Annotated in this window: 12 protein-coding genes; 11 read left to right on the top strand and 1 reads right to left on the bottom strand. The window is 65.8% G+C overall.

The genetic code is table 11. The features are described 5' to 3' along the window. Positions 1-57: 57 nt before the first annotated feature. From eat to QM615_RS05290, 5 genes are read left to right on the top strand one after another with little or no spacing between them, the layout of a single operon-like run. A complete protein-coding gene (eat, locus tag QM615_RS05310; RefSeq protein WP_094639118.1) occupies positions 58-1,512 on the top strand; it encodes an ethanolamine permease in 1,455 nt (484 codons plus the stop codon). Further along, a complete protein-coding gene (locus QM615_RS05305) occupies positions 1,509-2,921 on the top strand; it encodes an ethanolamine ammonia-lyase subunit EutB (protein ID WP_149405320.1) in 1,413 nt (470 codons plus the stop codon). Before eat ends, QM615_RS05305 begins: the two co-directional genes overlap by 4 nt. Next, positions 2,918-3,694 carry an ethanolamine ammonia-lyase subunit EutC gene (eutC, locus tag QM615_RS05300; protein WP_149405321.1) on the top strand — a complete coding sequence of 259 codons (777 nt, stop codon included), beginning with the start codon at positions 2,918-2,920 and terminating at the stop codon, positions 3,692-3,694. The genes QM615_RS05305 and eutC overlap by 4 nt, the downstream gene beginning before the upstream one ends. A gap of 53 nt (positions 3,695-3,747) precedes the next feature. Beyond that, the gene (locus QM615_RS05295) at positions 3,748-5,382 is read left to right on the top strand and encodes an AMP-binding protein (RefSeq protein WP_149405322.1); all 1,635 of its coding nucleotides are present in this window, start codon (positions 3,748-3,750) and stop codon (positions 5,380-5,382) included. 13 nt (positions 5,383-5,395) lie between these two features. Beyond that, complete coding sequence (locus QM615_RS05290) at positions 5,396-7,342, top strand: acetoacetate--CoA ligase (RefSeq protein ID WP_149405323.1); 1,947 nt, start codon at positions 5,396-5,398, stop codon at positions 7,340-7,342. Here QM615_RS05290 and QM615_RS05285 read toward each other — a convergent pair. Beyond that, positions 7,318-7,752 carry an acyl-CoA thioesterase gene (locus tag QM615_RS05285; protein ID WP_149405620.1) on the bottom strand — a complete coding sequence of 145 codons (435 nt, stop codon included), beginning with the start codon at positions 7,750-7,752 and terminating at the stop codon, positions 7,318-7,320. The two genes, QM615_RS05290 and QM615_RS05285, sit on opposite strands and share 25 nt — an antisense overlap. Before the next feature lie 73 nt (positions 7,753-7,825). On the opposite strand from QM615_RS05285, the gene QM615_RS05280 reads away from it, so the two are divergent. The 6 genes from QM615_RS05280 to QM615_RS05255 all read left to right on the top strand — a co-directional run bounded on the left by QM615_RS05280 (position 7,826) and on the right by QM615_RS05255 (position 14,693). Then, entirely contained in the window at positions 7,826-9,283 is a 1,458-nt protein-coding gene (locus tag QM615_RS05280; RefSeq protein WP_149405324.1) for an amidohydrolase, read from the top strand. Positions 9,284-9,383: 100 nt separating this feature from the next. Next, a complete protein-coding gene (locus tag QM615_RS05275) occupies positions 9,384-9,845 on the top strand; it encodes a hypothetical protein (protein ID WP_149405325.1) in 462 nt (153 codons plus the stop codon). Beyond that, positions 9,842-11,332 (top strand): sensor histidine kinase, encoded by a 1,491-nt coding sequence (locus QM615_RS05270; protein WP_262498282.1) that lies wholly within the window; start codon positions 9,842-9,844, stop codon positions 11,330-11,332. Before QM615_RS05275 ends, QM615_RS05270 begins: the two co-directional genes overlap by 4 nt. A 123-nt stretch (positions 11,333-11,455) precedes the next feature. Continuing rightward, complete coding sequence (locus QM615_RS05265; RefSeq protein ID WP_262498283.1) at positions 11,456-12,955, top strand: SLC13 family permease; 1,500 nt, start codon at positions 11,456-11,458, stop codon at positions 12,953-12,955. Between the two features lie 30 nt (positions 12,956-12,985). Continuing rightward, positions 12,986-14,179, top strand: a complete 1,194-nt coding sequence (locus QM615_RS05260; protein WP_149405326.1) for a glycerate kinase family protein — start codon at positions 12,986-12,988, stop codon at positions 14,177-14,179. Between the two features lie 88 nt (positions 14,180-14,267). Next, positions 14,268-14,693, top strand: coding sequence for a PPOX class F420-dependent oxidoreductase (locus QM615_RS05255; RefSeq protein ID WP_068051470.1), 426 nt, complete (start codon positions 14,268-14,270; stop codon positions 14,691-14,693). Positions 14,694-14,869: the final 176 nt, after the last annotated feature.

The following is a 14,869-nucleotide window of genomic DNA, read 5'->3' as shown; positions in this document are numbered from 1 at the left end:
AATCGTCCCCTCGGGCGTGACCGTCGTCCCGAGCGTTATGGCTACGAGAGGCTTGTCATGTCCGTAGTAGACCCCCAGTCGTCTCCCCCGAAATCGGGCTCCCACGAGAGCACTCAGTCACACGTCGAGGGCGGTGACTACCTGGCCAAGCGAACCCTGAAGAAGGGGACGGCAGGCTGGGTCCTGCTGGCGGGCCTCGGAGTCAGCTACGTCATCTCCGGCGACTATTCCGGATGGAATTTCGGTCTCGCCGAGGGTGGCTTCGGTGGTCTGCTCATCGCGGCGATCATCATCGCGGGCATGTACCTGGCCATGGTGCTCGGCATGGCCGAGATGTCCTCGGCGCTGCCCGCGGCCGGCGGTGGCTACACCTTCGCCCGCCGCGCTCTCGGACCGTGGGGCGGATTCGCCACCGGTACAGCGATTCTCATCGAGTACGCCATCGCTCCCGCCGCCATCGCGACGTTCATCGGTGCCTACGTCGAATCCCTCGGGCTGTTCGGCATCACCGACGGGTGGTGGGTCTACCTGGTGGTCTATGCGGTGTTCATCGGAATCCATCTCTCCGGCGCAGGCGAAGCCCTCAAGATCATGTTCGTCATCACCGCGATCGCCTTGGTCGGACTCATCGTGTTCGCCGTCGCCGCCATCGGACAATTCGACGCGAGCAACCTGACCGACATCGCGCCCACCGACGCAGCCGGAGCTTCGGGATTTCTGCCGTTCGGCTACCTGGGCATCTGGGCTGCCGTCCCGTTCGCCATCTGGTTCTTCCTTGCGATCGAAGGCGTTCCGCTGGCCGCAGAAGAGGCCAAGGATCCGACCAAGAACGTCCCACGCGGCATCATCGCCGCCATGGGCGTGCTGCTCGTCACCGGTGCTGTCGTGCTGCTCCTGGTGACCGGCGCAGGCGGTGCCGACGCCGTCAAGGAATCGGGAAATCCGTTGGTGGAAGCCCTCGGTGACGGAACTGCGAGCAAGATCGTCAACTACATCGGCCTCGCCGGACTGGTTGCGTCCTTCTTCTCGATCATGTACGCGTACTCGCGCCAGCTCTTCGCGCTCTCGCGTGCCGGATACCTGCCGAAGACACTGTCCATCACCAACTCTCGCAAGGCCCCGACGCTCGCCTTGATCGTCCCCGGCGTCATCGGCTTCCTGCTCTCACTGACCGGTCAGGGCGCAATGTTGCTGAACATGGCCGTGTTCGGGGCGGCGCTGAGCTACGTACTGATGATGGTCAGTCACATCGTGCTCCGTCGCAAGGAGCCGAACATGGAACGCCCGTACCGAACCCCCGGCGGCGTCGTGACCACCGGATTCGCGTTGATCGTCGCAGCGCTCGCCGTTGTCGCCACGTTCGTCGTCGATTCCACAGCGGCACTGTGGTGCCTCGGCGTGTTCGTCGCGTTCATGGCCTACTTCGGCATCTACAGCAGGCATCATCTGGTCGCGAACTCGCCGGACGAGGAGTTCGCTGCGCTGGCCGAGGCCGAGGCCGAGCTGGAATGACGATCTACACCCAACAGGTCTCGGGCACCACCTACACCTTCGACGGGTTGGTGGACTTGATGGCCAAGGCGACACCGCTTCGATCGGGCGACGAATTGGCAGGCTGCGCAGCCGAATCGGATGCCGAGCGCGCGGCAGCCCAGTGGGCATTGTCGGAGGTCTCGCTCGACGTCTTCCTGCAGGATCTGCTCGTGCCGTACGAGAGCGACGAGGTCACCCGCCTCATCATCGATTCACACGACCGCCTCGCCTTCGGAGCAGTGTCGCACCTGACCGTCGGCGGCCTGCGGGACTGGCTTCTCCAGGTCACCGCCAGGCCGGACGCGGCCGCGACGTTGCGGTCGGTGGCCGCCGGACTGACTCCGGAGATGGTGGCAGCGGTCAGCAAGATCATGCGAAACCAAGATCTCATCGCGGTGTCTCGAGCCGTGCAGGTGACATCGGCTTTTCGTACGACGGTGGGACTGTCCGGAACGCTCACCACCCGGCTCCAACCCAATCACCCGACGGACGACCCCCGCGGAATCGCCGCGGCCACGCTCGACGGGTTGCTGCTCGGATCGGGCGACGCGGTCATCGGGATCAACCCGGCGACCGACTCGCCTCAGGCGACGGCCGAACTGCTGCACCTGCTCGACGAGATCCGGCAGCGCTTCGAGATTCCCACACAATCGTGCGTGCTCTCGCACGTGACGACGACGATGGAACTGATCGACAAGGGCGTTCCGGTCGATCTGGTGTTCCAGTCCATTGCGGGCACCGAAGGAGCCAATTCGAGCTTCGGAGTGAACATCCCGCTGCTTAGGCAAGCCAACGAGGCCGGCCGATCGCTGCACCGCGGAACCGTCGGGAACAACGTCATGTATCTCGAAACAGGCCAGGGTTCGGCGTTGTCGGCGGGCGCGCACATCGGTACCGGCGACCGCCCCGTCGATCAGCAGACCCTCGAAACGCGTGCGTACGCGGTGGCCCGCGATCTCGAGCCGCTGCTGATCAACACCGTCGTCGGATTCATCGGGCCCGAGTACCTCTACGACGGCAAACAGATCATCAGGGCGGGCCTCGAAGATCACTTCTGCGGCAAGCTGCTGGGACTGCCGATGGGTGTCGACGTATGCTACACCAACCATGCCGAGGCCGACCAGGACGACATGGACACCCTGCTGACGCTCCTGGGTACCGCCGGGGTTGCGTTCGTCATCGCGGTGCCGGGTGCCGACGACGTCATGCTCGGCTACCAGTCGTTGAGCTTTCACGACGTGCTCTACGTTCGGCAGGTTCTCGGTCTGCGACCCGCTCCGGAATTCGAGTCGTGGCTCTCCCGGCTGGGCATGGTGGACGCCGACGGCAGAGTCCTCGACGTCGATGCCGCGGGATCACCGCTGCGCGCGTTGATGAGCGCGCGATGAGCACGCCAGCGGAACGACCGGAAACAGAGTTCTGGGGCGAGTTGCGCGCGATGACGCAGGCTCGAATCGGGTTGGGCCGCATCGGTGATTCGTTGCCGACCACGCGGGTGCTCGAGTTTCGCTCGGCGCATGCTGCGGCGCGTGATGCTGTGCACATGCCGCTCGAGGTCGAGGAGTTCGTGGGCCGGGTGGAGCAGGTCGGTCTCGGTTCGCCGTCGGTGGTGACGTCGTTGGCGACGAGTCGCGCGGAGTATCTGCGACGGCCCGATCTCGGTCGGCAACCGAAGGATCTGTCGGAGGTGGTGAATTCCGAGAGCGAGATCGGTATCGTGTTGGGCGACGGGTTGTCCCCACGTGCGCTCGCCGATCACGGCGTGCCGATGCTGGAGGCGCTGAAAGCAGAGCTCTCCGATCGTTATTCGATCGCGGCTCCGGTCATTGCAACCGAGGCGCGGGTGGCGCTCGGTGACCACATCGCGGCTGCGATGGGTGTGCGGACGGTGTTGGTGCTGATCGGGGAGCGTCCGGGGTTGTCGGTCGCCGACAGTCTCGGTATCTATCTGACGCATCTGCCGAAACCCGGGTGCACCGACGCCGATCGCAATTGCGTATCCAACATCCATCCGCCGGAAGGCCAGGGGTATGCGCAGTCGGCACGAATCGTGGCCGGTCTGTTGGCCGGTGCCAGGAAGCTCGGGCGGTCGGGTGTGGCGTTGAAGGACACCTCGCGAGCCGATGTGCTCGAGGCAGGCGAGGCCCTCACCCTCGAGTGACATCCCCCTATTCGGGGGTGGCCGACGGTGACGGGGCTCACTACCGTGGCCGTATGGACAGTTACTCTTCCGGTGAGTCGGACACAGCGGTGCTGGACGACACGATCGGTGCGAATCTGGATCGAACTGCGGCGCGGTACTCGGATCGCGATGCGCTGATAGATGTTGCGTCCGGGCGACGGTGGACCTACTCGGAGTTCGTCGCCGACGTCGATCTGTTGGCGGCCGGGTTGCTCGTGGCCGGAGTCGAGGTGGGGGACCGCGTCGGAATGTGGGCACCGAACTGCCCGGAATGGGTTCTGGCGCAGTATGCGACGGCCAAGGTCGGTGCCGTGTTGGTCAACATCAACCCCGCGTACCGCTCGCACGAGTTGCAGTTCGTGCTGAAGCAGGCCGGGGTGTCGGTGTTGTTGTCGGCCAGGGAGTTCAAGGGGTCGGACTACGCGGCGATGATCGACGACGCCCGCCCCGAGGTGCCGTCCCTGCGTGAGGTGCTGTTCATCGGGAGCATCCAGTGGGAAGCGATGACCGATCGCGGGCATCGAGCGCTGGCGAAGACTCCGCGCATGATCACCGATGTGTCCGAGCGGCTCCGCTGCGACGACGCCATCAACATCCAGTACACCTCGGGGACAACGGGTTTCCCCAAGGGTGCGACGCTCAGTCATCGAAACATCCTCAACAACGGATTCTTCGTCGGCGAGCTCTGCCATTACACCGCCGAGGACCGAGTGTGCATTCCGGTGCCGTTCTACCACTGCTTCGGCATGGTGATGGGCAATCTCGCGTGCACGTCGCACGGCGCAGCGATGGTGATTCCCGGACCCTCGTTCGATCCGGTCGCGACGTTGACGGCCGTCGCCACGGAGAAGTGCACGTCGCTCTACGGAGTCCCGACGATGTTCATCGCAGAACTGGCACTGGAGAACTTCGAGGATTTCGACCTCGGCAGTCTGCGTACCGGCATCATGGCCGGATCGCCGTGCCCCACCGAGGTGATGAAGCAGGTGATCGAGCGGATGGGGATGGCCGAGGTGTCGATCTGTTACGGCATGACCGAGACTTCTCCGGTGTCGCTGCAGACTCGGAGCGAGGACTCCGTCGAGCAACGGGTGTCGACCGTCGGACGCGTCGGTCCGCACCTCGAAGTGAAGATCGTCGATCCGATCGAGGGCAGCACACTGCCGCGTGGGGAGGCGGGCGAGCTGTGCACGCGCGGGTATTCGGTGATGTTGGGCTACTGGGAGCAGCCGGAGAAGACCGCCGAGGCCATCGACGACGAGGGGTGGATGCACACCGGCGACATCGGGGTGATGGACGACGATGGCTACGTGGCGATCACCGGACGGATCAAGGACATGGTGATTCGCGGCGGCGAGAACATCTATCCCCGCGAAGTGGAGGAGTTTCTGTACACCCATCCCGACGTCCTCGACGCGCAGGTGATCGGTGTGCCCGACGCGAAGTACGGCGAAGAGCTGATGGTGTGGATCCGGATGAAAGACGATGCTGCGCCGCTCGATTCGGCAGCGGTGCGTGAGTTCTGCGACGGGCGGTTGGCGCACTACAAGATCCCGCGGTACGTGCACGTGGTCGACGAGTTCCCGATGACGGTCACCGGCAAGGTGCGCAAGGTGGAGATGCGCGAGCGATCGCTCGGCCTGATCGAACAGCTGCCCTTCGGCTGACATACTCGCTTCCATGACCAGTGCGCTGTGGACGCCGACGGATTCCGACCTCGCCGAGGCTCGGGTGACCGCGTTCGCGCGCTTCGTCGAGCAACGTCACGATGTGCTTCTACCGGACTACTTCGCTCTGTGGCGATGGTCGACCACCGAGCTGGAGCTGTTCTGGCGAGCGGTGTGGGACTTCTTCGAGGTTCGCTCCTCCAGCGTGCCGACAACGGTGCTTGCGGAGCGCACGATGCCTGGCGCGCAGTGGTTCCCGGGTACGGAACTGAACTACGTGGACCACGTGACTCGGCACGCTCGACCCGGTCGCGCCGCGATCGTGCACGCCCGTGAAGACGGTTCGACGCGGACCGTGACGTGGGAGGAGATGATCGATCAGGCCGGGGCGCTGGCGGGGACGCTCGCAGGCGCGGGAGTTCGACGCGGCGACCGCGTCGTCGGGTATCTGCCCAACGTCCCCGAGGCGGTGATCGCGTTCCTGGCGACCGCGAGTCTGGGTGCGGTGTGGTCCGCGTGCGGGCAGGACTACTCGGCCTCGGCAGCGCTCGATCGTCTGGGACAACTCGAACCCACGGCACTGATCACTGCCGACGGGTACGTCTACGGAGGGAAGTTCCGAGACAAGGCCGCCGATGTCGACGCGGTCACGGCCGGGCTGCCGACGCTACGGCTGGTGGTGACGGTCGGCGAGGCGTCGGGAACTGCAGTGAGCTGGTCTGCCGCAACAGCGCAGAGCCGTGAATTGGAACCGGCCGCAGTGCCGTTCGATCATCCGCTGTGGGTCGTGTTCTCCTCCGGTACCACCGGTCTGCCCAAGGGCATCGTGCACGGTCACGGTGGCGTGGTGCTCGAGCATCTCAAATCGGTTGCCCTGCACTCCGATCTGGGGCCGGAGGACGTTTTCTTCTGGTACACCAGCCCCAGCTGGATGATGTGGAACTTTCAGGTCGCCGGTCTGCTGGCCGGGTCCACGATCGTGTGCGCCGACGGCAATCCCGCATTTCCGACGCCTGATGCATTGTGGGACATCGCCGCTCGCCTGGGTGTGACCTATCTCGGCACCAGCCCCGGGTACGTACTCGCATGCATCAAGGCCGACGCACATCCGGGCACCGATCACGATCTCTCGGCACTGCGGGCCATCGGCATCACCGGATCCGCGATGCCTGCGACGTCGTCGATCTGGTTGTCGGAGAACATCGGAGCCCACGTACCGGTCTTCTCCATCTCCGGTGGCACCGACGTGGTGTCGGCGTTCGCCGGGGGAGTGCGGACCGCGCCGGTCCGGGCGGGGGAGCTGTCGGTGCCGTTCCTCGGCGTCGCGCTCGACGCCTACGACGAGGACGGCGAGCCCGTCCGCGGCACCGTCGGTGAACTGGTCGTCACCGAGCCGATGCCGTCGATGCCGCTGCACTTCTGGAACGACGCGGACGGATCTCGTTACCGAGAGGCGTACTTCGAGACCTATCCGGGAATCTGGCGGCACGGCGACTGGATCACCAGGACCGATCGCGGCAGTGTGCTCGTCCACGGCCGGTCGGATTCCACGCTCAACCGCAACGGAATTCGTATGGGGAGCGCCGACATCTATCAGGCCGTCGAATCGCTGGACGAGGTCACCGAGGCGCTCGTTCTGGGCATCGAGCTACCCGACGGCGGATACTGGATGCCGCTGTTCGTGGTGGTCCCGGGCGGCGCGACCGACGAGTTGGGTGAACGCATCCGATCCGTCATCGGAACCCAGGTGTCGCCGCGACACGTTCCCGACGACGTCATCGCCACGCCCGCGGTGCCCCACACTCGAACCGGGAAGAAACTCGAGGTACCGCTCAAACGACTTTTCCAAGGTGCCGCTGCGGCAGGCACCGTCGATGCGAGTGCCGTCGACGACCCGGCTGCGTTGGCGTGGTTCGTCGACCGGGCGGCCGAGTTTCAGCGAGTCCAGCGCGCGAGGTAAGCCTTCTCCTCCGGCGCGATGCGGCGCAGAGTCTCGGCACCGACGTTTACCATCGCCATCCGGGTGGTCGCCACCACCGCGGGCGGCGAATCCGGTGCCGCGCCCGCGGCGCGCACCTCGTACCCGATGGTGAAGTCGACAGCGCGCACCTTCTCGAACCACAGGGTGACGTCGAGTGGACCGTCCGAATGACGGAGCGGCTTCTTGTACGCAATGGTCACGTTGGCGATCAACGCACTCTTGATCAGCGACTCGTTGGCCTCGCCCTCGCTGAGCAGCCATTCGATTCGCGCTTCTTCGAGCAGGGTGACCATCCGTGCATGGTTGATGTGCGCAAAGGCGTCCATGTCGGACCAGCGCACCGTCACGCTCGCGTGATATCCGACGGGACCGGTCTGCTCTGTCTGCATCGCAACAGGCTCTGTCTTCATTGCTAGAGGATGGCATGCGCGCCCGTGAAGTCGACGCTCTAGAGTCCCAGGAGTGATTATCGCCAATGTCGCACTGGATGGTTCCGGCGTGCTCTTCGACATCGAACTGGCAGGGTCGGTCATCGCGGCGATCACCCCCGCAGGTACTCGACGCGCAGCGGGTGACGAGGTGCTCGACGGTGGGGGCGGGGTGGCGCTACCCGGATTCGTGGACTCTCACGTGCACCTGACGCAGTGGGCGGCGGCCCGTAGGCGAATCGACGTCGGGCCGGCGATGTCGGCGGCCGACGCCGTCGCGCTGGTGTACCCCTACGCGCGTACGTCAGGTGAATCCGTGGTGCGCGCCAACGGTTTCCGCGATGCACAGTGGCCGGAGGAGCCACACAAGGACCTGCTCGAGAATGCGTTGCCCGGTGCCCGCGTGGCGATGACGAGCATGGACCTGCACACGCTGTGGCTGAGCCCGGCGTTGCTCGACGACCTGGGTATCGACCACCCCACCGGTGTGTTGCGTGACGTCGACGGCCTCGAAGCGGTCATGGCTCTCGAAGAGCAGGAGGACCCGGCCGAACTCGATCGAGCCGTGCTCGACGCGACCGCGGCACTGGCGGTCCGCGGAGTCACCGGCGTCGTGGATTTCGAGTTCGCCGACAACAAGACGGTCTGGGATCGACGCCTGACGGCCGGCTCTCCCGCGGTACGCGTCGACACGACCGTGTGGCCGCAATGGCTCGACGAAGCACTCGAGCGCGGCGAGCGGACCGGAGACGTCTCGGCTCTGTCGGAACTGATCCGGCGCGGACCGCTCAAGGTGATGCTCGACGGCTCGCTCAACACCCGGACGGCGTGCTGCCACGACAGGTACCCGGGGATCGAGGGTGACGACGCGTACGGTCTGCTGCTCGAGACCCAGGAAGGTCTGTTCGAGCTCGTGTCGCGGGCCTCACGCGGCGGCATCGTTCCGGCGATCCACGCGATCGGTGACCGCGCGAACGGTGTTGCTCTCGATGCGTTCGAGCGCGCCGGTTGCGGTGGTCGAATCGAACATGCGCAACAGATCCTGCCGGAGGACATCACGCGTTTCGCAGCGCTCGGCGTCGCGGCATCGGTGCAGCCGCAGCACGCGATGGCCGATCGCGAGATCGCCGAGGATCTGTGGGCCGGGCGGCGCTCGGTGGCGTACGGATACGGAACCTTGCACCGGAGCGGGGCGAGGTTGCTGTTCGGTTCCGACGCCCCGGTCAGTCCGCCCGAGCCGTTGGCCGGAGTCGCCGCGGCGGTGTTCCGTACCGACGACGACCGACCCCCGTGGCACCCCGAAGAAGCCGTACCTCTCGAGGTGGCACTGCGGGCGGCGTGCGGTGGCCGCGGGATACTCCGCGTGGGGGATACGGCGGACATCGTCGTTCTCGTCGAGCATCCCGTGCACCGATCGGCACACGATCTGGCCGACACCGAGATCCGAGCGACGATCTGCGCCGGCGCGCTGACCCACGCGTCCGCCGGATAGGCACCGGGTTCGCGGACGAAAATTCGGTCCATAGCCGGACATGAGAACTCACTCATGTTGCCCTCATCGGCGTCTCACTCGTTCGAGACAGTGTGGTGATGTGAAGTTCGCACCCAAGATCGCCGTCCTGGCGGCCGTGGTCATCGTCCCGGTGGGCGTAGCACTGGCGAGCACCGTACTCGCCGACATCCCGCAGCCACCGAGCTTCGAGCCGCGAGTCACCGTCGGAGTCGCGGCACCGAGCGCATCCGAGACCTCCGGCGAGGCGCCGCCCCCATCGGCCACACCGCCCTCCTCGACCGCTGTACCCCCGACCGCTGTACCCCCGACCGCTGCACCCTCGACCGCGGCCCCCTCGGTGGCTGAAATTCCTCCCGCGGCCACGGGCCCGGTGGGCGGTACGGCTCCTGCTGCAGCGGAGCCGCCGGCAGCACCGCAGTCCATCGTCGTCCCTGCCCCTCCGCCTGTCGAAGTCATTCCGGACGGTGATGACGATGATGACGACGTCGGTGGCCAGGACGATGCGGATGGCGACGACGATGTGGAAGACGACGACGGGTGAATTCGACCGAGAAACTGATCGACGGCAGTGATGCCCGCACCGAGGTGCTCGCTCGGAAGGGCCCTGTGCCCGAGCCTGCGCCTCGTCGTCCCCGGGTGGGAACCCGTGTTCCGGCGCGGGTGCGCATCCTCGGCTGGCTGTTGTTCGTCATGGCACTGGCCATGCTGGCCGTGGGGGTTGCCGTCCGAACGATCCTCCTCGCCGATGTCGAGAGAGACACCGCGGTGGCGCTCGAGCAAGAGATCGGCGAGTTCAGCGAGTTCGCTGCGACCGGCCGGGATCCGGACGACGGGTTGCCGTTCGGCAATGTCGCCGATCTGCTCCAGTTGCACCTGCAGCGCCAATACCCGGACGACGACGAGATCCTGTTCGGCTACACCGACCGACTGCTGCGTCAGGAGCGCAGCGGCCCGGGAGATCTGGTCGCCGACGCGGCCGTCGTATCGGCGATCGTGGACTCACCCGACAGTGTGGGATCGACGCAGACTTCGGAAGGCGAAGTCGCCTGGGCGAAACAGGTCGCCGAACCTTCCGGCGGCGGCCAGGCCGGAACTTTCGCGATCGGAATCCTCGTCGACCGCGAACGCGCGGACGTATCCGACACCGTTCGTGTGGTGATCGGAGTGTCACTGATGGCACTGCTGTTCACCGGCGGCATCGCCTGGGTCGTGGCCGGGCAGATCCTTGCGCCCGTGCGTCTGGTTCGGCGGACCGCAGCCCAGATCACCACCGACGACCTCTCCAGGCGGATCGAAGTGGACGGCCGAGACGACGTCGCCGAACTCGCCGACACCTTCAACGACATGCTCGATCGATTGGAGTCCGCGTTCGCCGCGCAGCGACAATTCGTCGACGACGCGAGCCATGAGCTTCGTACGCCGATCACGATCGTGCTGGGGCATCTCGAACTGATGGGTGATGATCCACGCGAGCGCGAAGAGACGGTCCGGCTCGTCACCGACGAGTTGGACCGAATGAACCGGATCGTGGAAGATCTGTTGCTCCTCGCCAAAGCCGAGCGGCCGGATTTCGTGCACAAGCAACCGGTGGATCTCGAGACCCTCACGCGCGACATCGACGCGAAGGTGCGCGCGCTCGCCGACCGCGACTGGATACTGGGGCACGTCGGCACGGGCTCGGTGCGGGTCGATCCACAACGAGTGACGCAGGCAGTGCTTCAGCTGGCGCAGAATGCGGTGTCGCACACCGGCCCCGGTGACCGGATCGTCGTGGGCTCCGAGCTCGCCCTGGACCGAGTTCTGTTGTGGGTGAGCGACACCGGTCCCGGTGTGTCCAGCGAGGACGCGCCGACCATCTTCGAACGATTTGCCCGCGGCACCAGTGCTTCGCCTCGCTCGGACAACGGCGGAGCGGGTCTGGGCCTCAGTATCGTGCGAGCGATCGCCGACGGGCATCACGGTGCAGCGACACTCGACAGTCGGCCCGGTGCCGGTGCGACATTCGGGCTCGACCTGCCGGCACGGTGAGCGACCGACGATTTCGTTCTGCCAGAAATGTTTCCACGTCACCCACGGCAGTGGAACGGCACATGAAAGAACGCTCATGGAACGTTCATCGACGTTTCATCGGACGGACCGAGACTGGTCACCATGAACACGGTCAGCTACAGAACGCAGCCACCTCCTGTCCCGGAACCGATGCGCTCGTGGCGCTTTCGCGATCTGTTGACCCGCCGACTGGTCCAGGGTGTCATGAGTTCGGTTGCGCTGCTGGTACTCCTGGGCGTACTCGCCGGCGCGGCGCAAGGGCTGCCCAGCGCCGGGCGGACCACGCTCGTGGTCTTCACCGCAGCTGTCGCGCTCTGGGTGTTCACGAAGATCGACGACACCTACGTAGCTCTCGGTGCCGCACTTGCTCTGGTACTGACCGGTGTGGTGAGCACCGACGCACTGTTCGACACTCTCGGCGAGGAGACCATCTGGCTTCTCATCGCGGCATTCATCATCGCCGCGGGAGTCCGTGAGTCCGGTTTGGCAACGCGCGCAGCAGTGTTCATCGTCAGTGGCGCGCGTAGCGTACGCCAGCTCGCCCATCTGGTGACGGCCGCGTTGATCGTGACCGCTTTCGCGATTCCCGCCACCTCGGGTCGCGCCGCCCTTGCGCTGCCGGTGTTCTTGGCGTTGGCGCAGGCGCTCGCCGAGCGCAAGCGGGTGGTGCGGGCGTTGGCAATCCTGTTTCCTACCGTCATCCTGCTGTCCGCGGTGGCGACGCTCATCGGGGCGGGGGCGCATCTGATCACCAGCCAGGTGCTCGAGAGTGCGACGGGTACCGGGATCAGCTTCACCGCGTGGCTGTTGCTCGGTGTGCCGCTGGCCGTGGTCAGCAGTCACTGCGCCGCCGAACTGGTACTGGTGCTGTTCACCGATCGGGAGGATCGCCGAATACCGTTGACGGTGAACGTATCCGACATGGCATCGCGACTCCCGACACCGGTGACGGGACCGCTGACCATCGCGGAGAACCGGGCCGCGACGCTGCTGGCCGTCGTCATCGTGCTGTGGTGCTCCGAACCGTTGCACGGCGTGCACCCCGCCATCATCGCCCTGCTGGGTGCCTTGATCTCCACCTCACCGCGGGTGGGTACCACCGACTTCGGAAAGGCGCTCGCTACCGTGCCGTGGTCGCTGCTGTTGTTCATGGCGGCAACGCTGGCCCTCGGGACCGCGTTGACGACGTCCGGTGCGGCAGGGTGGCTCTCGGACGGGCTGTTCACGGTGGTTCCGATCGGCTCGGCACCGCCCTGGGTGTTCATCGCGGTGGTGATCGTGCTGTCCGTGGCCTCGCACCTTCTCATCCAATCTCGCTCGGCACGTTCGTCCGTCCTCGTTCCGCTCGTCGTCACCACGGCTTCGGCGCTCGGAGTCGACCCCATGGCCGCGGCCTTCGCGTCGACGGCTGCAGCAGGCTTCTGCCACACCATGCCGTCCTCGGCGAAGCCGGTGGCAATCTTCGGCAAAGCCGAAGGTGTGGAGACGTATTCACCGAAGGACCTGCTACGCCTGTCCGCCTTTCTCGCGCCGCTGACCGCAGGGACCGTGCTGTTCTTCGCCGTGTTCGTGTGGCCGCTGCTCGGCACCCCCATCTCCTGATCTCCCACCCTCGAAAAGGAATCGATCACCATGCCGTCTTCCACCCCACTCCGGTTCGTCGTCGCCCCGTCCGGGTTCAAGGAATCTCTCGGTGCCGACGAGGTCGCGTCGGCCATTGCCGCTGGTATTCGCCGGGTGGTGCCCGGGGCCATCGTCAACTCGGTCCCCCTCGTCGACGGGGGTGAGGGGTCCGCTCGCGCCCTTGCCGGTGCCACGATGGGCAAGGTGATCGACACCGTCGTGACCGGGCCGGTGGGCAAGCCGGTCGATTCCCATTTCGCTCTGCTGGGAACGGACGGGCCGGTCACCGCGGTCGTGGAGATGGCAGCAGCGGCCGGTCTGTCGCTGGTTCCGCGAGACATGCGCGACCCGACGGTGACCACGAGCCGCGGAGTCGGTGAGCTCATCCGCACCGCCCTCGACTACGGTGCCGAACGAATCCTGTTGGGCTGCGGCGACTCCGGCACCTCGGACGGCGGTGCGGGGCTCCTGCAGGCGCTCGGAGTGCGACTCCTCGATGCCGAAGGCCTCGAATTGGGCGACGGCGGAGGCGAGTTGACTCGGCTCGACCACATCGATGTATCCGGCCTCGATTCACGGCTGAGTCCGGGAAGCGGTGTGGAGATCAGGGTCGCATGCAACCCACACAACATTCTCTGTGGGCCCGGCGGAGTCGCCCGGGTCTTCGCACCGCAGAAGGGGGCCACCGCGACGCAAGTGGAGATCCTGTCGGCTGCGATGGACCGCTGGGCCGAGGTGTTGGAGCGTGACGTATCGACGCGGCCGGCCGGTCTGAACCTCCGCACCGGGCCCGGTACCGGCGCATCCGGCGGGATGGGGGCAGGCGTGGCAGCGGTCCTGCGGGCCGAGCTGCTACCGCGCTTCGAGGTGATGCTCGATCATGTCGACCTCGACAGCCTCATCGCGACAGCAGACCTGGTGTTGACCGCCGAGGGGTCCATCGACAAGCAGACGCCGAAGGGGAAGATCCCGACGGAGGTCGCCCGCCGAGCCAAGCTTCACGGCAAACCTGTGGTGGCGCTCGCGGGAACCATCGGGCTCGACGCCCGCGCCAACTACGACTCGGGTATCGACGCCTTCGCCGGCATCCTGCCCTCACCGGTCGAGTTGGTCGAGGCGCTCGAACGGGGTGCCGAGTTCCTGACCGACGCCACGGAGCGAGCCATGAGATTGCTTCTGGTCGGAGCGACTCTCGGCCGGTGAGGCCGGAGCAGCGTGAATGGATCTCGAGGACCTGCCGAAGTGTCCGCGATCGCCGATTCTGTCGGATCACCCGCGTAGCGTGTCTGCGATGACGTCGATCACCGATCCGCGCGTACGCGAGTTTCTGTCCACGGGTACCCGCACCGGCAAGCTCGGATACCTGGCCTCCGACGGCAGGCCCCTGGTGGCCCCCGTCTGGTTCATCGTCGAGGGCGACGAGATCGTGTTCAACACGGGGGCCGACACCGCGAAGGGAAAGTCGATTCGCCGTGATCCCCGCGTGGTGCTGACCGTCGATCTCGAAGAGCCGCCGTACGGATTCGTCCAGGTGCAGGGCATCGCGTCGGTCGACGAGGATCCCGCCGAGTTGCTCCGCACCGCCACCGAGCTGGGGGCTCGGTACATGGGCCGCGATCGCGCCGAGGAGTTCGGCGCACGCAACGGTGTTCCGGGCGAATTGATCGTTCGGGTGACACCGAACAAGGTGATCGCCGCTTTCGACATGACGGCATGACGACCGACGGTCTTCGCCCGGTCGGCACTGTAGATTGACCGGGTGCCGAATCGAGTCGGAGTGTGTCGGGTGAGCTCGGATCGGGTATCGACTTGTAACGGTCCGGTACATACGGACGGATATGTACTGAAAGGTAACTTCGAGTTGTTTCCGGTGAGAAAATAGAGAACGAAGTA

It is taken from the genome of Rhodococcus sp. IEGM 1341 (assembly GCF_030056895.1).
Classification (GTDB): Bacteria; Actinomycetota; Actinomycetes; order Mycobacteriales; family Mycobacteriaceae; genus Rhodococcoides.
This window is presented reverse-complemented; position numbering and strand designations above follow the sequence as displayed.